This window comes from Nocardiopsis sp. iso_25 (assembly GCF_056173305.1).
In genome coordinates this window covers 1,252,954-1,277,211 of the sequence record NZ_CM149667.1, presented here as the reverse complement: position 1 = coordinate 1,277,211, position 24,258 = coordinate 1,252,954, and the positions used below count along the sequence as shown (strand labels likewise).

The window sequence follows — 24,258 nt, the reverse complement described above, 5'->3', positions numbered from 1 at the left end:
CGGGACGCCGCCAGAGGCGGGACGCGGTCAGAGGCGGTCGAGCAGCTGGGCCTTCTTGGCGCTGAACTCGTCGTCGGTGAGCAGGCCCTCGGCGTGCAGCCGCCCGAGCTCGCGGATCTTGGCGAAGATCGCCTCGCTGCCGTCCCCGTCCGCCGCGCCGAGCGCGGCGCGCTCCTGCCGGGGCTCCTCGGCCGCCGCGGCGTGGGCGTTGACGGTGGCGGCCATCAGCAGGGTCTCCTCGCTGCCCTTGGACCCGTGCGAGGCCAGCGTGAAGAAGTCGTGGTCCAGCGCCGTGGCCTCGGGGATGGTCACCCCGCGCAGCACGATGCGCAGGTAGCCCTCGGTGACGTCGACCGGCGGGTACCAGTGCACGGACTCGATCTCGGAGAGCTGGTAGTCGCGGGACTTCTCCTTCTGCTTGGCCGTGCTGGCCAGCCAGTTGTCCCACTGGAGGCGCACGCGGGTGCCGTCGAAGGAGGCCGTGCCCTCGGCGGTGCGCACCTGGAGGGGGACGCGGCCCACCAGGCCCAGGGAGACCTCGCGCGGATCGATCTCCCCGGTGCTGGTCTCACGGGCGAAACGGGCCGAGGAGGCGATCTGCTCGGAGTAGTACTCGGCGAGCAGCTCTCCGTCGTGCGGACCGGTGATCAGCATCGGGGTGAGCGCGTCCCGGCCGGGGACGCCCAGGAGCGCGTAGGGGTCGGTGTCCTCCACCAGCCGGAGCCGCATCCGCCACCCGTGCTTGCGGGTGCCCCGGTCGAAGTCGACCTCGCGGACGGCGGCCAGCGGAACCGCGCAGCTCCCCAGCGACCGGAACAGGGTGGGCACCTTGCGGCCGGAGTCGAAGCGGATACGGATCGTCTCGTCGTCGATCCGCCAGGTTCCGTGGTGTCCGCGAAGTTCCTCCATGTCCACACATCCTAGAGCCAGCGGGGCCCGCCGCGCGGGGCCGTATGCGGCCACCGCCCCGGTCCGGGCGCCCGAACCGTCCCCCGAGGTCAAGGGCACGTCCGGACGGCGGGCCCCAAGCGTCACGGCGGCGCATCCCGGGTAGGACCAGCGGGGCACACCCGTTGCACCGCCCCACCCGGGCGGGACCGGCGGACAGTGCGGTCGGCGCCCTGTCCACGAACCGGAGGTCGCCACATGTCGAGAGAGACGGCAGCCGAGGGCGCGGCCGGGTTCCGCGCCGCCAGGGACCTGCTCCTGGACCTGCGCGAGGACCAGGAGAGGGCGCACCGGGAGTTCACCTGGCCCCGGTCGGACCGGTTCAACTGGGCGCTGGACTACTTCGACGAGGTCGCCGGGCGCCGTCCGGACCGGACGGCGTTGTGGATCGTGGAGGAGGACGGCGGCCAGGCCAGGTACACCTACCGGCGGATGTCGGAGCGCTCCGGTCAGGTGGCCAACTGGCTGAACAACCAGGGCGTGCACCCGGGCGACAGGATCCTGCTGATGCTGGGCAACCAGGTGGAGCTGTGGGAGACCCTGCTCGCCGCGACCAAGCTCGGTGCCGTGGTCTGCCCGACACCCACCTCCCTGTCCGAGGGCGACCTGCTTGACCGACTGGAGCGCGGCGAGATCGCGCACGTGGTGTGCTCGGCCGCCGAGACCGAGAAGTTCGCCCCGCTGCGGGGGCACTGGACGCGGATCTGCACGGGCTACATGGAGGGGTGGCTGAACTACGCCGACTCCGAGCACGCCGGCCTGGACTTCCACCCGCCACACCCCACCCACCCCGACGACCCCCTGCTGCTCTACTTCACCTCCGGCACCGCCGCCCTGCCCAAGCTGGTCGTGCACACCCAGCGCTCGTACCCGGTGGGGCACCTGTCGACCATGTACTGGCTGGGCGTGCGGCCGGGCGACGTCCACCTCAACGTGTCCGAGCCGGGGTGGGCCAAGCACGCCTACGGGAGCGTGTTCGCCCCGTGGAACGCCGAGGCGACGGTACTGGTCGTCAACCAGGAGCGCTTCGACGCGGCGGGGCTGCTGGACGCGGTCGTGCGCTGCGGTGTGGACACGCTGTGCGCGCCGCCGACGGTGTGGCGGACGCTGGCGCAGGCCGGTCCCGCCGCGTGGGACGTGGGGCTTCGCGAGGCGGTGGCCGCCGGGGAGCCGCTCAACCCCGAGGTGGTGGACCGCGTGCGCGAGGCGTGGGGCGTGACCGTGCGCGACGGGTTCGGGCAGACCGAGACGACCATGCTGCTGGGCAACGGCCCCGGTCAGCGGGTGGTGCGCGGGTCGATGGGGCGCGAGCTGCCGGGCTACGACGTGGTGCTGACGGACCAGGCCACCGACGAGCCCGCCGACACCGGGCAGATCTGCGTGGACCTGTCCCGGGAGCCGGTGGGGGTGATGAAAGGCTACGCCGACAACCCCGGCCTCAGCCGCGAGGTGGTCCGCGGGGACCGCTACCGCACCGGTGACATCGCCAGCCGGGATTCGAACGGTTACATTACCTATATCGGCCGATCCGACGATGTGTTCAAGGCCTCAGATTACCGCATCTCACCATTCGAACTCGAAAGCGTTCTGGTCGAGCACGAATACGTGGTCGAGGCGGCCGTCGTTCCCTCCCCCGACCCGCTGCGGCTGGCGGTGGCCAAGGCGTACGTGGCCCTGGCCGAGGGGGTGGCCCCCGACGCCGAGACCGCGCGGTCGATCCTGGCCCACGCGCGCGAGCGCCTGTCACCGCACCAGAGGGTGCGCCGCCTGGAGTTCGGTGAGCTGCCCAAGACCGTCTCCGGTAAGATCCGTCGCGTGCAGCTGCGTCGGGCCGAGGCAGAGCGCGGCACGGTCACCGACGGGGCGCGCAACCCGCGCGAGTACTGGGAGGAGGACCTCCCGGGGGCCGAGGGGTGACAGGCCCGGATCCGGAGCCGCCCCGACGGAAATGGCAGCGGGCACCGGAAGAATTTCGTCTCACGAAATGAGACGCTTTTCGGCGCCCGAAACCGGTGTGGTGTTTTCTGTCACGTGAACCGTACCGGCCGACGCGGCAGCGGAGCGCCGAACCGTCCGCGCTACTGTTTTCATAAGACGGTTTTCGTGGCGACAGCGGAAAACACGACAGACGGGACCCGAGGGGAACACCATGCCGAGCACCAACGACACCCGGGTGGCCAGTTACAAGCCGCTCATCGCGCCCCGGGACCTGCTGGCCGAGCTCCCGTTGGGCGCCGAGCGCAGCGCCCTGGTCGAGGAGTCCCGCGCCGAGGTCAAGCGGGTGCTGGACGGTGACGACGACCGCCTGCTGGTCGTCGTGGGCCCCTGCTCGGTGCACGACACCGAGTCCGCCATGGACTACGCCCGCCGCCTGAAGGAGCTCGTGCCCTCCCTGCGCGAGGAGCTGTGCGTCGTGATGCGCGTGTACTTCGAGAAGCCGCGCACCACCGTCGGCTGGAAGGGCCTGATCAACGACCCCGGCCTGGACGACACCTACGACGTGCACCGCGGCCTGCGCACCGCGCGCAAGCTGCTGCTGGACATCAACGCGCTCGGCCTGCCCGCCGGGACCGAGTTCCTCGACCCCATCACCCCGCAGTACATCGCCGACGTCGTCTCCTGGGGCGCGATCGGGGCGCGCACCACCGAGAGCCAGGTGCACCGCCAGCTGAGCAGCGGTCTGAGCACGCCCGTGGGCTTCAAGAACGGCACCGACGGCGACGTCCAGGTGGCCGTGGACGCGGTCGGCGCCGCCGCCGCCTCGCACACCTTCTTCGGCATCGACCCCACCGGCGCCGGTTCGGTGGTCGTCACCGAGGGCAACCCGGACTGCCACGTCATCCTGCGCGGCGGCCGCAGCGGCCCCAACTTCGACGCCGGGTCGGTCGACGCCGCCCTGGACGTCATCGAGGGCGCCGGGCTGCCCCGCCGCCTGATGATCGACGCCAGCCACGCCAACAGCGGCAAGGACCACACCCGCCAGCCCGGTGTGGCCGCCGCGATCGCCGCCCAGGTCGCCGAGGGCCAGAAGGGCGTCATCGGCGTGATGCTGGAGAGCTTCATCGTCGAGGGGGCCCAGAAGCTGGGCGACCCCGCCGCCCTGACCTACGGCCAGTCGATCACCGACAAGTGCATGGGCTGGGAGACCACCGGCGAGGTGCTGACCCAGCTGGCCGAGGCCGTGCGCCAGCGCCGCAAGGCCTAGGCCGCGTTCCTCGGATCATTCCGGTCCCGCCCGTCGCCTCCGCCACCCTCAACGGAGGGCCTTCGGCTCCGGTACTTCCGCGACCACCGGGCTGCCTCTCGCCGCGCCGGTTCCGCTTGAGAAGCCAACCGGGCTGACCCGCGCGAACCGTCTCGCGAGAGATGGCCCGGGCGGCCGCCCGCTGATCCGAAAGCCTCCGCGGAACACTCCCCAACCACTCCCGGACGACGCGCTCGGCCCGCTCCCGCGAAGGGGGCGGGCCGACGCGCGTCGCGGGGACCACACGGTGTTCAGACGGTGCGCTCCTCCTCGGGCAGGACCTCCAGCTCCACGAGCATCTCCCGCCCCAGGGACTCGCTCAGCTCGGCGTCCTGGTCCCCCTCCGGCTCGACGCGCAGCGCGAACGTGTACAGGTCCTCGCCGCTCTCGACCCAGCCGACCCACCAGCCCGGCGCGGAACCGGCCTCCGCCTCCCGCCCGGCCTTCGCGTGGAGGTCGTAGCCGTCGCCCTCCTCCAGAACGGCGAGTTCGCGCACCGCCTCCTGGTGCGCGTCGTCCACGGGCAGTTCGTCGCGGGCCAGCCTCGCCAGGAAGTCGGTCTGCTCCACCGCGGAGATCTCCAGCGGCCCCTCCAGCCAGAACCGGTCCAGCGCCTGCGCGTCGCCCACCGAACGGTTGCCGTAGTCCAGCCGGTCCACCCAGGCCGCCATCGGCCCGTGCCCGATCCGGCGGGCCAGCTCCCGGTAGACGGGGACGTTCGAGGCGGGCAGCGCCTGGCGCAGGGCCGTGTCCCGCTCCCTCCGGTCGACGGGCTGGGGTCCGCCCCCGTGGGACACCACCTCGTCCACGTCCCCGACCGCGCCCGTCTGGAGCCCCACCAGGGTGCTGACGAGGTCGAAGGTGGACGCCGGGACCGCGCGCTCGCCCGCCAGCTCCGGCCCCACCACGGTCGCCTCCCGCTCCATCACGTCGTGGAGCACGAAGGCGCCCTCCACCCCCGCGTCGGCGAACACCGCCTCCAGGTCCTCGCGCTCGACGGCGGCCAGGTCGCCCCGCGTCAGGGGCGGGGGCCCGGTCTCCGCCCCCTCCCGGGCCCGCCCGTCCGGCCCCCGCGCTCCGTCCACGGCCCCGGCGCACCCCGTGCCCGCGGCCAGGGACAGGACGCATCCGGCCGCGAGCGAGCGCGCGGCGCGCGCCGCCCTCCCGGTGTCGGTCCGCATCCGTCTCCCTCCCCGGTCGGTACTCCCCGAACACGCTAATCCCCGCCCTCCCGCCCCAGGGTGGAGGCGGCCGGAGTGTCGGACACCGGAGGAGCCCGGCGTCCGGGGCGGACACGGCGCGCACGGCTCGGACGGCGCCGCTCACGGGTGCCCCGCCGGCGCTCCCGCCCGGCACCGGGCACCCTTGGGCGCCGTTCACGGCCGCTGCTAGGCTGAACGTGTTGCTGACCCCGTACGGGAGAGTGCCCGCGTATCCAGCGCGGGCCGCCGAAGGAGCAATCCCTCCCCGAAGACAACCTCTCAGGCACAGCGGACCGTACGGGCGAGACCACTCTGGAAAGCAGGGACAGCCGTCCCTCGCCGAAGGTGCAAGCCGCGCCGAGCGCGCGGCGAAGCTCTCAGGCACAGATGACAGAGGGGGAGGATGGCAACGCCACGCACGTCACGACGCCCATCCTCTCGGGAGTGCCCATGTCAGATGCCGCATCCGCGCCGCGCGCGACAGCGCTGCGCGAGGTCCACGAGAAGGCCGGCGCCACCCTCGTCGACTTCGCCGGATGGCTCATGCCGCTGCGCTACGGCAGCGAGACCGCCGAGCACCGGGCGGTGCGCGAGGCCGCGGGCCTGTTCGACCTCTCCCACATGGGCGAGATCCGGCTGACCGGCCCGCAGGCCGCCCAGGCCCTCGACCACGCGCTGGTCGGCCACCTGTCCCAGGTCAAGGTGGGGCGCGCCCGCTACTCCATGATCACCGCCGAGGACGGCGGTGTCCTGGACGACCTCATCGTCTACCGGCTGCGCGAGGACGAGTACCTCGTCGTGGCCAACGCCGCCAACACCGCGGTGGTCGCCCCGGCCCTGGCCGAGCGGGCCGCCGGCTTCGACGTCGAGGTCCGCGACGAGTCGGCCGAGTACGCGCTGATCGCCGTCCAGGGGCCCCGCGCCGTCGACGTCCTGGCGCCGCTGACCGACGCCGATCTGGACGGCATCCGCTACTACGCCGGGTACGAGCACACCGTCGCCGGTGAGCCCGTCCTGCTCGCCCGCACCGGCTACACCGGCGAGGACGGCTTCGAGATCTTCGTCAGCCCCGCGGACCGGGCCCCCGAGGTGTGGGAGGCCCTCATGGCCGAGGGCGAGCGGCACGGCCTCGTCCCCGCCGGGCTCTCCGCGCGCGACACCCTGCGCATGGAGGCCGGGATGCCGCTGTACGGGCAGGAGCTGACCGCCGACCTCACCCCCTTCGACGCCGGTCTGGGCCGGGTCGTGAAGTTCGACAAGGGCGACTTCGTGGGCCGCGCGGCCCTGGAGGAGGCCTCCCGCTCCTCCCGTCCCCGCCGCCTCATCGGCCTCGTCGCGCGCGGGCGCCGCCCGCTGCGCCAGGGCCAGGAGGTCCTGCGCGACGGCACCTCCGTCGGAACCATCACCAGCGGCGCGCCCTCACCCACCCTGGGCCGCCCCATCGCCATGGCCTACGTGGACGGCGACCTCGACACCTCGACCGGCGCGTTCACCGTGGACGTGCGCGGACGGGGCGAGGACGTCGACGTGGTCGAGCTGCCGTTCTACAAGCGGCAGTCGTAGCAGCAGGGGCCTTCACACCCCGAAGGCCCGTACGCCCCAGCACGGCGGGATCCCCCCACAGGGGACCCGCACGCACGGGGCGCGACCGGGCGTAGGCCGGGCCGGGCAGCCGTACGGGCGCGCGGCAGGAAAATGGAACACCTCCAAGGAGAGTTGAAGTGAGCGTTCCCACGGAGCTGGGTTACACCGCCAAACACGAGTGGGTCGTGGTCGAGGACGGGATCGCCACCGTCGGGATCACCTCGTTCGCCGCCGAGTCCCTGGGCGACATCGTCTACGTCGAGGTGCCCGAGGTCGGCAGCGAGGTGACCGCGGACGAGCCGTGCGGCGAGGTGGAGTCCACCAAGTCCGTCAGCGACGTCTACTCGCCGGTGAGCGGTGAGGTCACCGAGGTCAACGCGGCCCTGGAGAACGAGCCCGAGACCATCAACTCCTCGCCCTTCGAGGACGGTTGGCTGTTCAGGGCCCGGATCTCCGAGGAGCCCTCCGACCTTCTCTCCGCCGAGGAGTACACCAAGCTGACCGAAGGCGAGGAGTAGGCCCCCGATGGCTACTGACAACACGCTCAACCAGACGCTGGGCGAACTGGACCCCGAGGTGGCGGCCGCGGTCGACGCGGAGCTGGCGCGCCAGCGCGACACCCTGGAGATGATCGCCTCGGAGAACTTCGCCCCCCAGGCGGTGATCGAGGCGCAGGGCACTGTCCTGACCAACAAGTACGCGGAAGGGTACCCGGGCCGCCGCTACTACGGCGGGTGCGAGCACGTCGACGTCGTCGAGCAGCTCGCCATCGACCGCGCCAAGGCGCTGTTCGGCGCCGAGCACGCGAACGTGCAGCCGCACTCGGGTGCGCAGGCCAACACGGCCGTGTACTTCGCGCTGCTCAAGCCGGGTGACACCATCCTGGGCCTGGACCTGGCCCACGGCGGCCACCTGACCCACGGCATGAAGATCAACTACTCCGGCAAGATCCTCAACGCGGTGGCCTACCACGTGCGCGACGAGGACGGCACCGTCGACTACGACGAGGTCGAGGCGCTCGCCGAGGAGCACCGGCCCAAGATGATCGTCGCCGGGTGGTCGGCCTACCCGCGCCAGTTGGACTTCGCCCGCTTCCGCAAGATCGCGGACTCGGTCGGCGCGCTCCTGATGGTGGACATGGCGCACTTCGCCGGTCTGGTCGCGGCGGGGCTGCACCCCAACCCGGTGCCGCACGCCGACGTGGTCACCACGACCACGCACAAGACCCTGGGCGGCCCGCGCGGCGGCATGATCCTGGCCAAGGCCGAGCTGGGCAAGAAGATCAACTCCGCGGTGTTCCCCGGCATGCAGGGCGGGCCGCTGGAGCACGTGATCGCGGCCAAGGCGGTGGCCCTCAAGGTCGCCGCGGGCGAGGAGTTCGCCGACCGCCAGCGCCGCACGGTCTCGGGCGCCCGGCTGCTCGCCGAGCGGCTGACGCGGCCGGACGCGGCCGAGGTCGGCGTGAAGGTGCTCTCGGGTGGCACGGACGTGCACCTGGTCCTGGTGGACCTGGTCAACTCCGAGCTCAACGGCCAGGAGGCCGAGGACCGCCTGCACTCGATCGGGATCACGGTCAACCGCAACGCGGTGCCCAACGACCCGCGTCCGCCGATGGTCACCTCCGGCCTGCGGATCGGCACCCCGGCGCTGGCCACCCGCGGTTTCGGCGACGAGGACTTCGCCGAGGTCGCGGACGTCATCGCCGAGGCGCTCAAGCCGGAGTTCGACGAGGCCGCGCTGCGCGGCCGGGTCCGGGCGCTGACCGCCAGGTACCCGCTCTACCCGAACCTGTAGAGCCTTGCCGTGCGGGGCCGGGCGGCCCCGCACGGCGTCCACATGCCCAGGCCCTGTACTCGACGAGGAGGACAGCCATGGCCATCAGCGTGTTCGACCTGTTCAAGATCGGAATCGGACCGTCCAGTTCACACACGGTCGGGCCGATGAAGGCCGCTCGCACGTTCGTGGCCGGACTCCGCGAGGAGGGCCTGCTCGACGGCACGGCCCGCGTGCGCGCGGAGCTGTACGGCTCCCTGGCGCTCACCGGCAAGGGGCACGGCAGCGACCGGGCGGTGGTCCTGGGACTGATGGGGCACACCCCCGAGCACGTGGACGTGGACGCGGTGCCCGAGCTGGTGGAGCGGGTGCGCCGGGAGCGGACCCTGTACCTGGGCGGGCCCGAGGGGCCGCCGGTGGCCTTCGACCCGGCCGTGGACGTGGACTTCCGCCGCAGGGAGAGCCTGCCCGACCACCCCAACGGGATGCGGTTCGTGGCGCTGGACGCCTCCGGCGCCGAACTGGGGGCGAAGGTGTACTACTCGGTGGGCGGCGGGTTCGTCGTGGACGAGCGCGCGGCGGGCGCGGACCGGATCAAGGCCGACGACACCCGGGTGCCCCACCCCTTCTCCAGCGCCGAGGAGCTGCTGGGCATCTGCGCCGACACCGGGATGTCGATCAGCGCGGTAATGCTCGCCAACGAGCAGGCCTTCGGGCGCTCCCCCGAGCGGATCCGCGCCGAGCTGCTCGTGCTGTGGGAGGCGATGCGCCAGTGCGTTCGCCGCGGGGTGACCACCGAGGGCAGCCTGCCCGGCGGGCTGAAGGTGCCCCGGAGGGCGCACCGCCTGTACCGGCAGCTGGGCGGCAACTGCGACGAGTCGGGCCTGCTGGCGCCGACGGGGGTGGACTCCGACCCCATGCGCGGCAGCGACTGGATCACGCTCTACGCGCTGGCCGTGAACGAGGAGAACGCCGCGGGCGGCCGCGTGGTGACCGCGCCGACCAACGGGGCCGCGGGCATCGTGCCCGCCGTGCTGCACTACTACCTGCACTTCAGCCCGGGCGCGGGCGACGAGGGCGTGGTGCGGTTCCTGCTGACCGCGGGGGCCGTGGGCATCCTGTTCAAGCAGAACGCGTCGATCTCGGGCGCCGAGGTGGGTTGCCAGGGCGAGGTGGGCTCGGCCTCCTCGATGGCCGCCGCCGGGCTGGCCGAGGTGCTGGGCGGCACCCCCGCGCAGGTGGAGAACGCCGCCGAGATCGCCATGGAGCACAACCTGGGGCTGACCTGCGACCCCATCGGCGGCCTGGTGCAGGTGCCGTGCATCGAGCGCAACGCGCTGGCCTCGGTCAAGGCGATCAGCGCCGCGCGCATCGCGCTGCGCGGCGACGGCAGCCACTTCGTGTCGCTGGACAAGGTGATCGAGACGGTTCGCACCACAGGCCGCGACATGTCTGATAAGTACAAGGAGACGAGTCGCGGCGGGCTGGCCGTGAACGTCATCGAGTGCTGACAGACAAGGACATGCGTGGTCAAGAGGGTTGTCAAGGTCGCCCGGCTGTCCAAACACCGTGACGAGTCCACCTCGGTTGAGCGCCAACTCTCCAAGGGACAGGCGTGGTCGGACCTGAACGATGCCGTCGTCGTGGGGCAGGCCGTGGACGTGGATGTGTCCGGGGACGTCCCACCGTGGGAGCGTCCGGAGTTGGGCGAGTGGCTGAAGCGCCCAGAGGACTTCGACGTACTGACCTTCTGGAAGCTCGACCGGTTGGCACGAAGCCTCAAAGGCTTCGTTGACTTCCTGGAGTGGGCTGAACAGAACGAGGTCGAACTCGTCTTCCTGGATGACAAGATCGATCTGACCTCGGACATGGGTCAGCTCCTCGCGAAGATCCTCGCGGCCTTCGCTGAGTTCGAGTTGAAGACCATCAAGGGACGGACACAGGACGGGATCAACGCCGTCATCCAGAGCGGCCGGTGGAAGGGCGGTATCCCGCCCTACGGGTACCGCCCGGTCAAGGAAGTTCGGAACGAGGTCTACGGCTGGTATCTCGTCAAGGACACCGAGAGCGAGACAGATACCGCTTCCCGGGTCCTGGAGCTGGTTCGTCGGGTCGTTGACGACCATGAAGCCGTCGCCCGAATCAGGGACGACTTCATCGGGCGCGGAGTCCCCACCTCATCAGACGCCCACCGTATCCGCATGGGCAAGGAGCCGAAGGGAGCCAAGTGGACCACGTCGCAGATCATCAAGGTCCTTCGGAGCCGCGCCCTACTCGGAGAGTACGAGACCCACTCTGGAGAGACCACACGTAACGCACAGACCGGCATGGTCGTCCAGAAGGCGGAACCCCTGATCGTCCCTTCCCGCTGGAACGACCTTCAAGAGTGCTTGGACCAGGCGAGCCGCAAGAAGACGCAGAACCGAAAGGGCGGCTCGATGCTCGCACAGGTCGCCATGTGCGGTGTCTGTTCCCGCCCCCTACATCACTTCCAGAGCGGGACACGCCCCTACTACCGATGCTCTTCCTACTCCCTCCCCGAAGGACGTTGCGCCAACAGGATGGTCAAGTCCGAGACCATCGAGAAGGCTGTCTCCGACTACGTTCTCTCCCTGGTCGGAGACCTTGAGAAGAAGGAACGAATCGTCGTCCCCGGTGTCGACTACTCGCGAGACATCGCCAGTGTTGACGAGGCTCTGGAAAATCTTGTCGGCAACATGACTACCCTCAAGCCCGGTTCCCGAGCAGCGGAAGCCGCGCGCAAGCAGATCGAAGAGCTGGAAGAGCGACGAGAAGCAATCGAAGCCCTTCCCACTCGTCCCGAGGAAGTCAGATTCGTAGGTACCGGCGTGACTGTCGGAGACTCCTGGAACGCCATGACCTACCAGGAAAAAGGTGCTTTTCTTCGGAAGCACAGTCTCAAAGTGTGGTTCCGGGACACCTTCCAGACAAGCAAGCCGGAACCTGAGTTCCAATTCTCAGGCGGCGACCTGGAGGAGCTTTACACCCAAGCAACGGGGATTGATCCCGGAAGCCCTGAGGCCGAAGAGTGGGCGCTTCGAGTAGAACTCGCGAGTTGGGGAGTCACTCGCCTTGCAGGTGTCCCTGTGGAAGAGATCAACTTCCAGGACCCACCAGAAGAGCAACAGCAGCAGGCTGACGAGAGGCGAACGAAAAGCCCCCAGGCACATGGACCCATTGGAGCCGACGAAGAGTGACACTCGAAACCGGACAGGTCTTGTCTCTCGCGCGTGCTGTAGTGCGCACGGGGGGCAAGGCCCTTCTTATCAACCAGGACAACACTAAAGGCGCTTGGGTACCTCTTCCGGAAGCTGTCGAGTCTGGCCAAGCTTTCGCTGTTGAGCCCAAACCCGGGCTTGTGGCCCTAGACTTGGACACGCCCGAACTGGTCACGGAAGGCCACAAGGTCAAGGCGTGGGCTGAAAATCTGGGAGCTACCACCGTTCTCTGCGCTTCTGGCAGGCCGGGGCACCAACACCTGTGGGTTCGTCTTCCTGAGGACATCTCAGCAGAGGTCTTCTCTGAACAGGTCTCTCTCAACTATCCGGGAATCCCGAAGCAAGCCATCCGGGGGAAGAGTGGGACACGTCCCCCGTTGTCTCCTCATCGCTCAGGGCTCCCCACATCCCTGATTGAGCCTGAGAGCGTTTCTGAGGCCCTAGAAAGACTAGGGCCAACCGATGACACCAAACCGGGCACAAAAGAGCCTCAGGGGCTCTCTGAGAAGTGGATAAGGGTACTCCGATACGGAGATGTCGAAGGCAAGTACCGGACTCCCAACGGGGAAACTTCCCGGGGCCGCATGGGCATGGCGCTAGCAGGTTCCTATGCCCGTTCCGGCCTCACGGTGGACATGTTCATTGATGACATGCTCAACCCCGCGAACGCGGGGGGAGCTAAGCCACAGGAGATTCGAGACACCAAAGGCGAAGCTGCCGCTTACAAGTGGCGCAGGGACACGTGGGAGACCGCAGAGGCGAACGCCCTAGCGGAGCTTGACCCCAATCACGTTGAAAACTCCCTCAGGAGATTCATGGACCACGTTGAGACGTGGTCGTGGAAGGGACGCACAGGCCCAACAGACCGGGATGTCCTACGGAGCATCACAAGGCTAGGTATCCGACACAACACCCTTGAGCCCTTGGCCAGTCTTCGTGACTTGCGGCTAGAGGCCGGGAAGTCACTGGAGACCACAAGGAAGTCTGTTGACCGCCTCAAGGCGGATAAGTGGGTTTTCCAAGGTTCCCCGAAGGGGGGAGCCAGTGCCAGAGTCTACAAGTTGAACCTTGAGAAGTGTTCTGAATCTAGTACAGACTCAATACATGGGGGGACAGTAAATAAGTCTGTACTAGTTAACGAACACATCTTGAAACATCCTGTCTTTACTTCCAGGAAGGCCCTACAGGGCCGACCTGCTGAAATCTGGGCGCGACTTCCCCGAGGATGGGTCTCAGTCAGCCAAGCAGCCAAGCACACCGGATACAGCACAGGAACAACCAGGTCCGCACTCAAGCGCCTTACAGCCTTCGGACTGGCAGAGGTTGACCAGAAGGCAGGCCCCAAGGGTGGAGATCTCTGCAGGTGCAAGGATGTGGGGATTAAGTACCTTGACATGCTAGCCACAGAGGCAGGAGTATTTGATGACCTGGCACGCAATCAAGAACAGGTCGAAAGAGACCGAATTCTCTGGAGATCACGGAAAGAAGACACTTGAAAAGAAGAAAACGGAAAAAATTAAGCCCCGAAGCAGAACTCAAGATACAACTCATAAGAGATGTGCTCGAAGAGGCTGGATTCGAGCACGGAGAGCACAAGGACTTTGAAGCATGGGATAGTGGAATCCGAATCTACAATGAAAGAAAGAGAAGCTTAATAATAACCGTCATTGAAGCAAGTGACATTCTTTTCATCAAAGAATCTCTGAGGACCCATGACAAAAGAGATATCAAAGTGTCTTTTCGTTCCAATTCTACATTCAGGAAGCGCCTCGCCCTATATCGCGAACAAGAGGTAACCGCATATCGCGGGATGCAACAGTGGCGTCCTGCGGGCTGGAGACGCACCCGTCGTCGATGATTCAAAGACAATCAGTCCGTTGATTTCTTCTTCAAAGCATATAAAAATAGGCCCTGACAGCGCCAACTGTCAGGGCCTCTCTCATGTCATGAGGTTATGAGACGTATTGCCGATAAGGCCGGTCGTTGATGATGAACGCCCGGGGATGCTTGGAAGCGTTGTGCGCTTCCCACCACTCAGCAGAGCCGAAGGCGTAGGGAGCCCTCACAGGCCGGGATTAGCCACGTACCCGGGTAGACCTCTTCCGGGGAGCGCAAGAGGGGCACTCAGAGGCCCCCTGAGGCGTTGGGAAGGCCGGGGGAAGGTCTTCCCTCTCGGAAACCTCCTGAGAGGCTGTCAGGGCCTCTACAGAGACGCCCGGGTAGGCAAGGGCAAGCAGCGTTGCCGCGAACGCGGACAGCGCACGACTGATAAGGTCGCTCATAGCTCTTCTTCCTGGTGATAGCAGGTTGAGAGTCAGGCCCCGGACTGGCGTTGGCGCGCCTACCGGGGCCGTTCTTTTGCGGTCGTCGGGGTCAGAGTACAGGCAAGGAAGCTTCCTCGGGAAGTCGCTTCCTGGGTCCATCTCTTTAACCACTCGCCTCTGTGAGCAGCTTGTAGACCTCCTTACGGGGAAACCTCCTGTGCCCTCCCGGGGTTTTGAAGCTCGGTATCTTCTGTTTGTTTGCCCACCTCACCACTGTCTTGGTATCCACCCTGAACAAGGCCGCAACTTCACACGGGAGAAGCGGCCCTTCCCTGTCGATACGCTTTTTCATTTCTCCTCTAACTAATGGCCTTGAGGGGGCACGGGTGTTTCATGGGGTTGACAGAAGCGAAGGCACATCCGGGCACCGGACAAGACCAGCTATGGAAGATGGATCTCACCCTGCCTGCAAATCGCTTCATATTTCACCCTTCACTGAACCGGGCGATAAGGTCTGTAGAGGCAAGCGGAGAGAGATCACGGATGATCTGCTCTGCACAGTCACCAGGACGATTAGCAGGGAGCTTCACCCAATCCCTTGAATGGTCAAGGAACAGGTAGTTCCATCCGCACATGTTCACCGTGACACCTTCCACGCTCGCATCACAGTGCAGGGTTGGCCCGTAATACTGATCAGCCGGAATGATGTAGCTTCCAATACCGCGCTTCAACAGTTCAGCGCGCAACCACAAGAGCTGTGTCTCTCGGGGATCTTCCGGCCTCATGTGTTCACCTCATTTAAGGGTCGCCTCTGTTCGTCCGTTGGTGCTCACCCCCGGGCGATTAGGCGAAGTTCACAGCAAAGGACATGGAACGAATGAGGGATACCGCTATGTCCTGATGTGCAGTTCCGAGAGATGCAGTCTCCAACACATGCCCGTTGGGCATGGTCTTCTTGATGAAGAAACAGTCTTCCCGGATACGGGTACATGTGTTGTGTGTGTAGACCACAGGGCTGGAGTCGATTTCCAACCTGGAACCGGGAACCCTGTTCTTCTTGAGGGCCTTGTAGAGCCCTTCTAAGGCTCTCTGTCTGTCTGCTCTCATAAGGTGTTCACCGTTTGAATGACCAGCTCGACAGAGCGGGACAGGGAGGCCACGGGACAGGCGCACTCTCCCCCGTCCGCACGGTGCCACGTGTAACAACCGTCATCCCGGACACTGACCACCAAGGGGGCCTCAGCCTCTCGCACGGACACGTGAAGCTGTGGGGCCTCTCCGGCCTTCCACGCCCCGGGGTTACCCAACATGAGGGCTTGGAGATCTGGGGCTTGCACTGTCGCAGCCACTTGCCGTGAACCAAGACCCTTCTGCAACTGCCGAAGCGTGTACCACTGCTGTCGTCGCTTCTCGCCGGATATGACCTGTTTTGCGAGATTTGCAGATTTCTCCACACCCACCCCTCTCCTGTCCTCTACATGAGTACAAGATGCCTCCACATCCCTTGACCTGCTGGAACTCCTACAAGACCCGAGAATTTCCGCTAAACTCGTGGATCTTGTAGAAGAGCCGTGCAACGATGTGGGCATGCCAGAGAAGGTTTTCAAGGAGTGGGAACCCTGGGGCAGGGAGCTTCGCAGGTTGCGGGATCTATCAGGGTTTACCCAGCTCAAGCTTGCTGAGAAGGTGTCTTTTGAGAATGGCTTGGTCAGTGGTTTCGAGAGAGCCACAAGGAAGCCAAACCGTGCTCAAGCTGCCGAGTTGGACACAGCGCTCTCTACAGGAAGCGTCTTGGAACAGCTCTGGTTGGACATCACCAATACGAAGGAGATTCCTGGTGAGTGGCGTGACTTCGTACGCCTAGAGCGTCAGGCCGTAGAGATCCGTGAGTATCAGATGGTTCTGATCCCCGGACTGCTGCAAGCCCCCGGTTACGCTCATGCCATCCTGCGCAACCATCGCAAGTGGGACAGTGACAAGAAGATCAGCGAGCTTGCCGAGGCGCGGGCTGAGCGTCTGGCAGAGCTGAAGCCTGAGACGTTGCTGTGGTTCGTCTTGGACGACATCACGGTACAGCGGGTCATTGGGTCCGAGGAGATCATGAAGGCCCAGCTAGACCACCTGTTGAGCATGTTCGACAACCACCGCATACGAGTATCGTTGATGCCTGAGTACGCCCCGCAGCATCCGGGCCTCAGCGGCTCGTTCCGCATCATGAACCTGAGTGATGGTCGGCTCGTGGGGCACTCGGAGCACTGGGGAGGCCAGAACGTGATCAGCGGGGCAGAGGTCAACAAGCTCGCTACTGTGTTCAGCGGATTGCAGGCCGAAGCGCTCTCCCCCACAGCGTCATATGAGCAGATCAAGAAAACAAGAGAGGCGCTCTCATGAGCAATCCTGTCGGCCCTTGGCACAAAAGCAGCTACAGCGGCGGCAATGACGCCAACTGTGTCGAGGTTGCTGAGTCCGCTTCTGAGATACGCGTCCGCGACACCCAGAATAGAGGGCTTGGGCATCTGAGTTTCAAGTCTTCCGAGTGGACTTCCTTCCTCAAGGATCTCAAGTGCGATAGCCTCTAGTACCTTTAGCAACCCAAGCCATCATCCAAGAAGGCCCTTCATGGTTTACATGCCATGACGGGCTTTTTTGGTATTTGGATACCATCAAAGCGCTACTTCCATGTCACTTTTTACAGGCAAACTTAGTCGTGCATCACCAGGTCAGGGCATACATGCCACGCTTGACATGGAAAGCCCCAGACCCGTATGAGGAGAGAGAGCCCAACCCCCGGCGGGGTCTGATAAGTTCTTCTATGGGTATTACCCCAGGTATGTAATGGGGCCTTATTAGATACCCCTCTTCCCTCTGCGCCTTCACTCTCTCTTCATGACTCCTATATCTCAGCATGAGACTGTCATCTTCTGGTTCACCTCTCCGATACAGCAGAGCAAAGAAGACTCTTCCAAGGGCCTTTTAGAACGTGTGGTGTTCTCCTTGAAGGCGCTTGCTTCCTGCATGGACAGGGCTTCTTGTACCTGTCCTTCTCCTGAGGAGTGAACACGGACAGATGGGTCTCCGAGAAGCCATGTCAGAGCGTGGCTGTCGAGTGGAAGCACTCAAGGCAGCAAGGTCAACAGGGCTTGTGAGGCGGAGCTCTGACTCAACAGGAGTCAGCAGAAGGGAAGAGCCACAGAGCAGAGTGAGCACCTGTGCAGCACACAGGAGCAACAGAGCAGCACTCACACAGAGCGCCTTGCAGAGGACAGGGGCCTTACTAGAGGGGGGCCCTGTTGCCACGCCTGAGGGGCATTGAGGGCCGCACAGAGGGCCTGACAGTGAGGGGGCCTTACTGGAAGCCCCTCCTCAACAGGCGCATGCATAGTTATGCAGACCCCTATGCCCCTCTATGGGCTGTATGTACTGTTTTGACCCCGTTGACCAACCCCTAACCTCCGATAAGTGAGGGTTATCGGAGGTTAGACCTAGGTTGGGGTTTGCCTGTCCCCCCGGAGCCTCTAGAGTGATCCCCGTTGTTAACCGTTGCACTCGCTAAGGTCATCCGGACCATGCGCGACACGGGCCGCGACATGATGGACAAGTACAAAGAGACCTCGCGCGGCGGCCTGGCCGTCAACGTCATCGAGTGCTGAGGAACCACCTCGGAGGGCGTTAACAAAATCGCGCACTGGAGTGCGCTTGCACGGCGGGGCTGCCGTGTGTACCTTTGTCAATGGAAGACGGGTGCGCGCGGCCCAGTTCGCGATGGGCCGGTCAACGGGGCTTGGGCAGTAACGCCCCGGAAAAAGCCGTGCCCCGGGTGGCGTGCTGAGCAGAGGCGAACCCGGGGCTTACGGAGCCAACGATACCAAACGCCCTCGCCCGCTGTCCTCTCACGCCCTCAGCCGAGATAGAACGAAGGTCATCGTGAGCACCGGCATCCCGGAATGGATGGTCTCCGTGTACTCCTCGCCCCGCCTCGCGCCCTACCTCCGCCACAGCGGGGGCGATGTGGCCCGAGCCGTCAACCTGTACCACTGGAACGTCATGGCCTCCGCGGCCTTCTACGGTCCGCTCCACACGTTCGAACTCGCCCTGCGCAACTCCGTTCACGACAGTCTGAGCGCCCACTTCGGGCAGGAGGACTGGTGGAACAGGGCTCCGCTGGACAACGAGGGCCAGCGCCTCGTGCGCCAGGCACGGGCCCGGTGCCGCCGTTCGGCCACTCCGGACGACGTCGTCACCGAGCTGTCCCTCGGCTTCTGGTCCTCACTGGTCGCTCGCAGGTACGACCGGGATCTGTGGGTCCCCGCCCTCCACCGCGCGTTCCCCGGATACCGGGGGCCGCGCCGCACCCTCCAGGACCAGCTCTACTCCCTGCGGCTGCTGCGCAACCGCATCATGCACCATGAGCCGATTCACCACCGCCACCTGGAGGCGGACCACGCCAAGCTCTACCTCGTGCTCTCGTACGTCAACCCCGAGGCCGCCTCCGGCATCAAGCCCCTCGACCGCGTTCCCGAGGTGCTCCTGGTCAAAGAGCAGGTGTGCCGGGGCGAACTTCCGCCGAGCTTCTGAGAGGGGGCACCGTGGCCGAGAACGCTCCAAGACTCGTCTCGCGAGCCCAGCTCGCCCGGTACGCGGGGGTCAGCCGCGCCGCGGTCACCAACTGGCGCAAGCGCGGATCCGACTTCCCCGAACCGGCGGACGCCGAACGGGAACTGTTCGACCTCGACCAGGTCACCGACTGGCTGTCCTCACGCGCTGTGCCCGCCAACGCCCGACAGCCGCACGAGCCCGCCGGTACCACCTACGCGGATCGCGTACGCGCCGGGATGGAGACCGACGCTCCGAGACCCGGTTCAAGGCCACGGCACGGGTCCGCAAGCGGCGTCGGCGATATCGACAGGACCGTCTTCCGCTTGCTCAACGACCTTCGGGGAATGTGTGAGCCGGTCGATTCCGCGCTCCTCATCGCGACACTCGTCTTCCTCCGTTCCTCAAGCGCCGATCAGTGGGGCCTTCTACGCCTACAGACCGGCCACGGCATCGTTGACGGGTCCGTGTTCGCGACCGATTTCGGAGGCCTCCTCCCTCCCCTCGTCTCCGGTCCCCTGCGGAAGCTGGGAGCCGGCGCCTTCACCACAGCGGTCCAAGGGGTCGACGCGATCGACGCCCAGGGCAAAGACCGGGAGGTTCTGCTGACCGCCTTCAACAGCGCTCTCTCCTTCTTGGAAAGGGAATGGGTATCCGCACACGCGGATCTGCGCACCCCGGAGTCCGTGGTGCGCACGATGGTGAACCTCCTCGCATCCGACGGCCCCTTTGACAGTGTGTACGACCCCTTCTGCCGGACAGGTGAGTTCCTGACCGAGGCCGTACGAGCACGGGCGGAAATCGACCCGCCGCGAACCCCCCACGTCAGCGGTGCCGTTCCCAACGAGCGGGTCTTCGGTATCGCCGGAATGAACATGCTGCTCCACGGCATAGAGGCCGATTTCGGCGACCGCCCCGGTTTCCCCTGGGATCGTGGCGATGCGCGGGGCACCGCGGATATCGTCCTGGGCAATCCGCCGTTCAACATGAGTGGCCCCCCTGTCAGCGACTCCACCCGCGAGAGTTTCCGCTACGGGAGACCACCGAACGGAAACATGAACTTCCGCTGGCTCCAGCACGTGATCGACCGTCTTTCTCCGAACGGCAGGGCAGGTGTGCTGATGGCCAACGGCGCATCACTCTCCACCAATGCCAAAGAAGCCGCCATCAGGTCGAACATGGTCGAGGACGGGGCGGTGGAGTGCCTCATCGCCCTGCCCGACCACCTCTTCCGAAGCACCACCATTCCCGTGACCCTATGGATGCTGAAAGCTCCCACAGGCAGGTGCGAGGAAATCCTCTTCATCGACGCCGGTGGTCTCGGGCGTATGACCTCGCGTACGTTCCGAACCCTCCAGGAAGAGGACACCGCACTAATCCAACGCGCTTACAACGGATGGCGGGACGGGGCACGAGACGGCTCCGAGGGCGAAGCACCAAGTATCAGCCACGTCGCGACGATCAAGGAGATCCGCGACAAGCAGTACTCGCTTCACCCGCCGATCTACGTGTCCGGCCGCGCACCACAGACCGACCAGGGCAAGCAAGCAGAAACCCTCGTGTCACTCATCCAACGTCTGGACTCTCTACAGTCACAGATCCCACTGGTCGAGACCAGAACCAGTCGAGTGCTCCGGGAGGCGCGGAGATGGATTCCCTGATCGGGCCGTTGGCCGTCGGCTGGAGCGAGCACCGCTTGGGCGATCTCTGCGAAATCCAGGCGGGCCCCTCCGGCGCCAGCCTTCCTTCCGGCGAGTTCGGCATGCGGGGGACCCCGTTGGTCAGGCCCGGCGACATCATCGATCGGCGTGTGTCGGGAACCGGCCTGGCCCGCGTCGCCGACGTGACAACTGAGCGGCTACACCGCTACCGGCTTCGCCCAGGGGATGTCGTCGGCACAAGGACCGGAACACTCGGCAGGTTCGCCCGTATCTCTTCGGACCAGCAGGACTGGCTGTACAGCACCCAGTTGCTTCGCGTGCGACCGTCCGGCCGCATGGACCCCGTATATCTGGTGCACTATCTGACCCTGCCCGTGATCCAGCACTGGATCGACAGACACGCTTCTGGAAGCACGGTCAGGTCGCTCACGGTGAACACACTGCGATCACTTCCTACGGCGGTGCCACCTCTCGGGGTTCAGCAGGCGATCGGGGCTTCTCTCCACGCTTTGGACGACAAGGCCCGCCTGCACGCCGACATCAGCCGGACCACGAGCGAACTACATGACGCCTTGGCCCCCATGCTGTTCTCCGGCCGGGTACCCGCTTCAGCGATCGACATGTGATAAACGGCAGGCCCTCGTAAGCGTGGACCTCGGTCGATCAGGCCTCGCCCCTTCGAGGGGCCGGGGCGTGCTGCTGTCAACGGTCGCATTCGCCAAGGCCATCCGGACCATGCGCGACACGGGCCGCGACATGATGGACAAGTACAGGGAGACGAGTCGCGGCGGGCTGGCCGTGAACGTCACTGCCGGAAGGAGCGAAGGTAGGCGTCACGGTCGAGGCCGCCGGGCACGAGCACGCTGAGGCGGTAGGTGGTGGGGTGCGCACCGCGCCCGCACAGGACGTCGACGCGCAGGTCCTCCTCACTGAGGCCGACCGGTTTCCCCCTCCCGCGCCGGTGGTAGGCGTGCCAGTCCGCCTCGTCGGTGGTCTCGAAGAGCACCTCCCAGCGGCCCCGCGCCTCCCGTGCCGTCCTGGCCTCGGCACGTCGCGCCTCGCGTTCGCGTCTGCGTCTTCGCCCCGGCATGCGCCCATCCTAGAACGGCTTTCCCGCGCTGCCGTGGGCGGAAAAGACGGGCCCCGGCGGGCCGCCTGGCCCGCCGGGGCGTGGGGAGAGCACCGGGACCGCTCTCGGTCGGGAGCGGTCCCCTCGCGTGTCAGGCGTCGGTCCCGGTGGAGGCGGGCGCCTCGGCCGCGGCCACCCGCGCGGGGTCGGGGGCCTTGGTGACCAGGCTGGCCACGACGAGCGCAACCAGGGCGGCGGGCAGGGCGACGATGACCGCGTTGAGGCCGCCCGGGGTTCCGGCGACCTGCCAGCCGATGGTGGTGGCCGCGCCGACCACCAGCGCCGCGACGGCGCCCGCAGTGGTCGCGCGCTTCCAGAACAGCACCGACAGGACCACCGGGGTGATCGCGGCGCCGTACACCGTGTAGGAGTACATCTGCAGCTCCAGCACGGTTGGGAAGAACAGGCTCAGCGCCAGCCCCGCGAGCGCGATGCCCAGGACCGACAGGCGCTGGACCACGAGCTTGCGGCGCTCGTCCGCGTCGTCCCCGGCGAAGCGGGCGTACAGGTCGTAGGCGACGTTGGAGGCGCAGGAGAGCATGTACGAGGAACCGGTCGTGATGACGAAGGCGACCGCCCCTGCCAGGATCAGGCCGCCCAGCACCACCGGGAGGTAGCCCTCGGAGGCCAGGCTGAGCACCGCCATGTCGCCGTTGATGCCGGGCATGAGGATGGCGGCGCAGGTGGCGAGCAGCACGACGGGCACGAAGACGAAGAAGCTGCCCACGAACATGCCCAGGGTGGAGGCGCGCGCCTCGCGCTCGTCCTTGGCCGCGGCCAGGCGCTGGTACATGTTCTGGTCGGCGAGCAGGAGCAGGAAGAGCGGGAGGAAGTAGCCGAGGAGCTGCAGGGCGGTGAGCCCGCCGCTGAAGGTGGTCGCCTGCTCGGGCAGGCCGTCCCAGTAGGCGCCGGGGCCGCCGATCGCGGCGAACACCAGCGGCACCGACACGAACAGGCTGAGCAGGATGAGGATGGCCGAGACGAAGTCGGTGTAGGCGACCGAGAACAGGCCTCCGGTGGCGGTCAGCAGCGTCACGACGACCGCGATGAGCACGGTGCCCTGGGTGGCGGACAGCGGCGTGACCAGGCTGACGACGTACCCGCCGCCGACGAACTGCGAGGCGGTCAGCCCCAGGAAGGCGATGGTGGTGACCACCGCGGCGACGGTGCGCACCCCGATGCCGAAGCGCACCTCCAGCAGTTCGGGGATGGTGTGCCGGGACGCCCGGCGGATCCGGCGGGCCGCCAGGAGCAGGACCAGGATGCCCAGGGGCGTTCCCGCGAAGAAGATCATTCCGGCCGTCGGGCCGTAGGTGTAGGCGAAGTTGGCGCCGCCGATGATGGTGCCCGAGCCGACCCAGGTGACCAGCATGGTGGCGATCATGACCGGGCGGGGAAGACTGCGTCCGGCGAACAGGAAGTCGTCACCGCCGCGCAGCCTGCCCGAGCGCACGAAGTAGAGGGCGATCCCGATCATGGCCAGGATGTACACGGCGAGGATCACGAGATGGGTCGTCTGCATGGGCCACCTTCGCGGCGAGGTTCGGTTCGGGGGACGTGCACGGGAGGGACCGCCAGCGGAGGCGGTCCGACCGGGCCATGTAAGCAGCCGCACCGCGTGAAGTGCAACACTTATTGCATCGAACGTGACCCTGATCACGTCACAGTGGTGTCACCGCGTCGTCCCAGGTCGTTCGCCCCGGCGTCGCTCAGAAGAGCTCCGTGCTCTCCCAAAGGCGCTCCGTGTCGCGCACGGCGGCCAGCACCGCGTCCCCTCCGAGGCGGGCCAGCTCGGCCAGCACCGCGTGGACGACCGCCATCACCGGGGTGAGCGAGGGGAACATGCCCACGCCCTCGCTGGGCACCAGCAGCACGTGCGCCGCCCCCTCCGCCAGCGGGGAGTCCCTGCGGTCGGTGATCACCGCGACCGGCACCGACCGCTCACGGGCCACCCGCGCCGCCGAGCGCAGCGCGACCGGGAGCCGCCACAGGTCGCACGCCAGCAGCAGGTCGCCGGGGCCCATCCGCGCCAGCGCGCTGACCAGGCCGGTGCCGCCCAGCTCCAGGCGCTCCACGTCGTAGCCCATGATCCCCGCGGCGTGCGCGAGCTGAACGCCCGGCGCCGCGAAGGTGCCCGAACCCACCACCCGCGTCCGGCGCGCACCGTGCACCGCGCCCGCCAGGGCGCGCACCCGGGCGGGGTCCAGGGTCCGCTCCAGGTCGCGCAGCCCCTCGCGGTCGGCGCGGAAGGCCTCGCGCACGGGGTCGGCGTCGGCCCCGGCGTGCTCGGCCAGGACCTCTCCGGCGCTGAGCGAGGCCAGGTAGCGCGAGCGCAGCTCGACGCGCAGGGCCGGCCAGCCGGTGAACCCGAGGGCCTGCGCGGCCCGCACGACCGTGGCGACGTTGACCCCCGCCCGCTCGGCGAGCTCGGCCGTGCTCGCGTAGGAGGCGAACCTCGGCTCGTCCCGCAGCACCCTGACCACGCGCTCGGCCGCGCGGCCCAGGCGTCCGCCGCCGAGCGCGGCCTCGATCCAGTCCGCCATCACCCCTCCGTCCCGGCGCCCCGGACCGCGCCGCACCCCCAAGCGATACCACCCCCGGGGTGGCCCCCTCCCGGTGGT

At 66.7% G+C, this 24,258-nt stretch carries 20 protein-coding genes, 1 pseudogene and 1 riboswitch; of the genes and pseudogenes, 14 read left to right on the top strand and 7 right to left on the bottom strand.

Features of this window, described 5'->3' with window-relative positions:
- Positions 1 to 27: 27 nt before the first annotated feature.
- Positions 28 to 909 (bottom strand): DUF4429 domain-containing protein, encoded by an 882-nt coding sequence (locus AC0VX6_RS05785; RefSeq protein ID WP_475467608.1) that lies wholly within the window; start codon positions 907 to 909, stop codon positions 28 to 30.
- Between the two features lie 237 nt (positions 910 to 1,146).
- Between AC0VX6_RS05785 and AC0VX6_RS05780 the strand changes: the two genes are divergently transcribed.
- Complete coding sequence (locus AC0VX6_RS05780; RefSeq protein ID WP_475467606.1) at positions 1,147 to 2,865, top strand: AMP-binding protein; 1,719 nt, start codon at positions 1,147 to 1,149, stop codon at positions 2,863 to 2,865.
- A gap of 232 nt (positions 2,866 to 3,097) precedes the next feature.
- Complete coding sequence (locus tag AC0VX6_RS05775; protein WP_274976510.1) at positions 3,098 to 4,153, top strand: 3-deoxy-7-phosphoheptulonate synthase; 1,056 nt, start codon at positions 3,098 to 3,100, stop codon at positions 4,151 to 4,153.
- A gap of 290 nt (positions 4,154 to 4,443) precedes the next feature.
- Here AC0VX6_RS05775 and AC0VX6_RS05770 read toward each other — a convergent pair whose 3' ends face one another.
- Positions 4,444 to 5,373 carry a penicillin-binding transpeptidase domain-containing protein gene (locus tag AC0VX6_RS05770; protein WP_475467604.1) on the bottom strand — a complete coding sequence of 310 codons (930 nt, stop codon included), beginning with the start codon at positions 5,371 to 5,373 and terminating at the stop codon, positions 4,444 to 4,446.
- A 225-nt stretch (positions 5,374 to 5,598) separates the two neighbouring features.
- Positions 5,599 to 5,700, top strand: a riboswitch (glycine riboswitch).
- A 144-nt stretch (positions 5,701 to 5,844) separates the two neighbouring features.
- Here AC0VX6_RS05770 and gcvT point away from each other — a divergent pair.
- From gcvT to AC0VX6_RS05740, 6 genes are all read left to right on the top strand, one after another.
- Entirely contained in the window at positions 5,845 to 6,957 is a 1,113-nt protein-coding gene (gcvT, locus tag AC0VX6_RS05765) for a glycine cleavage system aminomethyltransferase GcvT (protein WP_274976508.1), read from the top strand.
- Positions 6,958 to 7,115: 158 nt separating this feature from the next.
- Positions 7,116 to 7,496 carry a glycine cleavage system protein GcvH gene (gene gcvH / locus AC0VX6_RS05760; RefSeq protein ID WP_274976507.1) on the top strand — a complete coding sequence of 127 codons (381 nt, stop codon included), beginning with the start codon at positions 7,116 to 7,118 and terminating at the stop codon, positions 7,494 to 7,496.
- A gap of 7 nt (positions 7,497 to 7,503) precedes the next feature.
- Entirely contained in the window at positions 7,504 to 8,772 is a 1,269-nt protein-coding gene (gene glyA, locus AC0VX6_RS05755; RefSeq protein WP_475467601.1) for a serine hydroxymethyltransferase, read from the top strand.
- 77 nt (positions 8,773 to 8,849) lie between these two features.
- Positions 8,850 to 10,262, top strand: a complete 1,413-nt coding sequence (locus tag AC0VX6_RS05750) for an L-serine ammonia-lyase (protein WP_475467599.1) — start codon at positions 8,850 to 8,852, stop codon at positions 10,260 to 10,262.
- A 15-nt stretch (positions 10,263 to 10,277) separates the two neighbouring features.
- Positions 10,278 to 11,969 carry a recombinase family protein gene (locus AC0VX6_RS05745; RefSeq protein ID WP_475467597.1) on the top strand — a complete coding sequence of 564 codons (1,692 nt, stop codon included), beginning with the start codon at positions 10,278 to 10,280 and terminating at the stop codon, positions 11,967 to 11,969.
- Complete coding sequence (locus AC0VX6_RS05740; protein WP_475467595.1) at positions 11,966 to 13,486, top strand: hypothetical protein; 1,521 nt, start codon at positions 11,966 to 11,968, stop codon at positions 13,484 to 13,486. Before AC0VX6_RS05745 ends, AC0VX6_RS05740 begins: the two co-directional genes overlap by 4 nt.
- A gap of 931 nt (positions 13,487 to 14,417) precedes the next feature.
- Here the strand turns inward: AC0VX6_RS05740 and AC0VX6_RS05735 are convergent.
- Positions 14,418 to 14,606, bottom strand: coding sequence for a helix-turn-helix domain-containing protein (locus tag AC0VX6_RS05735; protein ID WP_475467593.1), 189 nt, complete (start codon positions 14,604 to 14,606; stop codon positions 14,418 to 14,420).
- A 133-nt stretch (positions 14,607 to 14,739) separates the two neighbouring features.
- A complete protein-coding gene (locus AC0VX6_RS05730) occupies positions 14,740 to 15,000 on the bottom strand; it encodes a hypothetical protein (protein ID WP_475467591.1) in 261 nt (86 codons plus the stop codon).
- 841 nt (positions 15,001 to 15,841) lie between these two features.
- On the opposite strand from AC0VX6_RS05730, the gene AC0VX6_RS05725 reads away from it, so the two are divergent.
- The 6 genes and pseudogenes from AC0VX6_RS05725 to AC0VX6_RS05700 all read left to right on the top strand — a co-directional run bounded on the left by AC0VX6_RS05725 (position 15,842) and on the right by AC0VX6_RS05700 (position 21,134).
- Positions 15,842 to 16,645, top strand: coding sequence for a helix-turn-helix domain-containing protein (locus AC0VX6_RS05725; protein WP_475467589.1), 804 nt, complete (start codon positions 15,842 to 15,844; stop codon positions 16,643 to 16,645).
- On the top strand, positions 16,642 to 16,833 hold the full coding sequence (locus AC0VX6_RS05720; protein WP_475467587.1) for a DUF397 domain-containing protein: 192 nt from the start codon (positions 16,642 to 16,644) through the stop codon (positions 16,831 to 16,833). Before AC0VX6_RS05725 ends, AC0VX6_RS05720 begins: the two co-directional genes overlap by 4 nt.
- 960 nt (positions 16,834 to 17,793) lie before the next feature.
- Positions 17,794 to 17,904 (top strand): annotated as a pseudogene (locus AC0VX6_RS05715) (L-serine ammonia-lyase, iron-sulfur-dependent, subunit alpha); the annotation flags it as partial.
- A gap of 274 nt (positions 17,905 to 18,178) precedes the next feature.
- A complete protein-coding gene (locus AC0VX6_RS05710) occupies positions 18,179 to 18,829 on the top strand; it encodes a hypothetical protein (protein ID WP_274976504.1) in 651 nt (216 codons plus the stop codon).
- 11 nt (positions 18,830 to 18,840) lie between these two features.
- Positions 18,841 to 20,508 (top strand): N-6 DNA methylase, encoded by a 1,668-nt coding sequence (locus AC0VX6_RS05705; protein WP_475467585.1) that lies wholly within the window; start codon positions 18,841 to 18,843, stop codon positions 20,506 to 20,508.
- The gene (locus tag AC0VX6_RS05700; protein ID WP_274976502.1) at positions 20,496 to 21,134 is read left to right on the top strand and encodes a restriction endonuclease subunit S; all 639 of its coding nucleotides are present in this window, start codon (positions 20,496 to 20,498) and stop codon (positions 21,132 to 21,134) included. Before AC0VX6_RS05705 ends, AC0VX6_RS05700 begins: the two co-directional genes overlap by 13 nt.
- Positions 21,135 to 21,313: 179 nt before the next feature.
- Here AC0VX6_RS05700 and AC0VX6_RS05695 read toward each other — a convergent pair whose 3' ends face one another.
- The 3 genes from AC0VX6_RS05695 to AC0VX6_RS05685 form a co-directional block, all read right to left on the bottom strand.
- A complete protein-coding gene (locus AC0VX6_RS05695; RefSeq protein WP_274976501.1) occupies positions 21,314 to 21,598 on the bottom strand; it encodes a hypothetical protein in 285 nt (94 codons plus the stop codon).
- A gap of 130 nt (positions 21,599 to 21,728) precedes the next feature.
- Positions 21,729 to 23,159: a sodium:solute symporter family protein gene (locus AC0VX6_RS05690; protein WP_274976500.1), complete on the bottom strand. Its 1,431-nt coding sequence runs from the start codon at positions 23,157 to 23,159 to the stop codon at positions 21,729 to 21,731.
- A gap of 187 nt (positions 23,160 to 23,346) precedes the next feature.
- The gene (locus tag AC0VX6_RS05685; protein ID WP_248773784.1) at positions 23,347 to 24,180 is read right to left on the bottom strand and encodes a MurR/RpiR family transcriptional regulator; all 834 of its coding nucleotides are present in this window, start codon (positions 24,178 to 24,180) and stop codon (positions 23,347 to 23,349) included.
- Between the last annotated feature and the right edge of the window lie 78 nt (positions 24,181 to 24,258).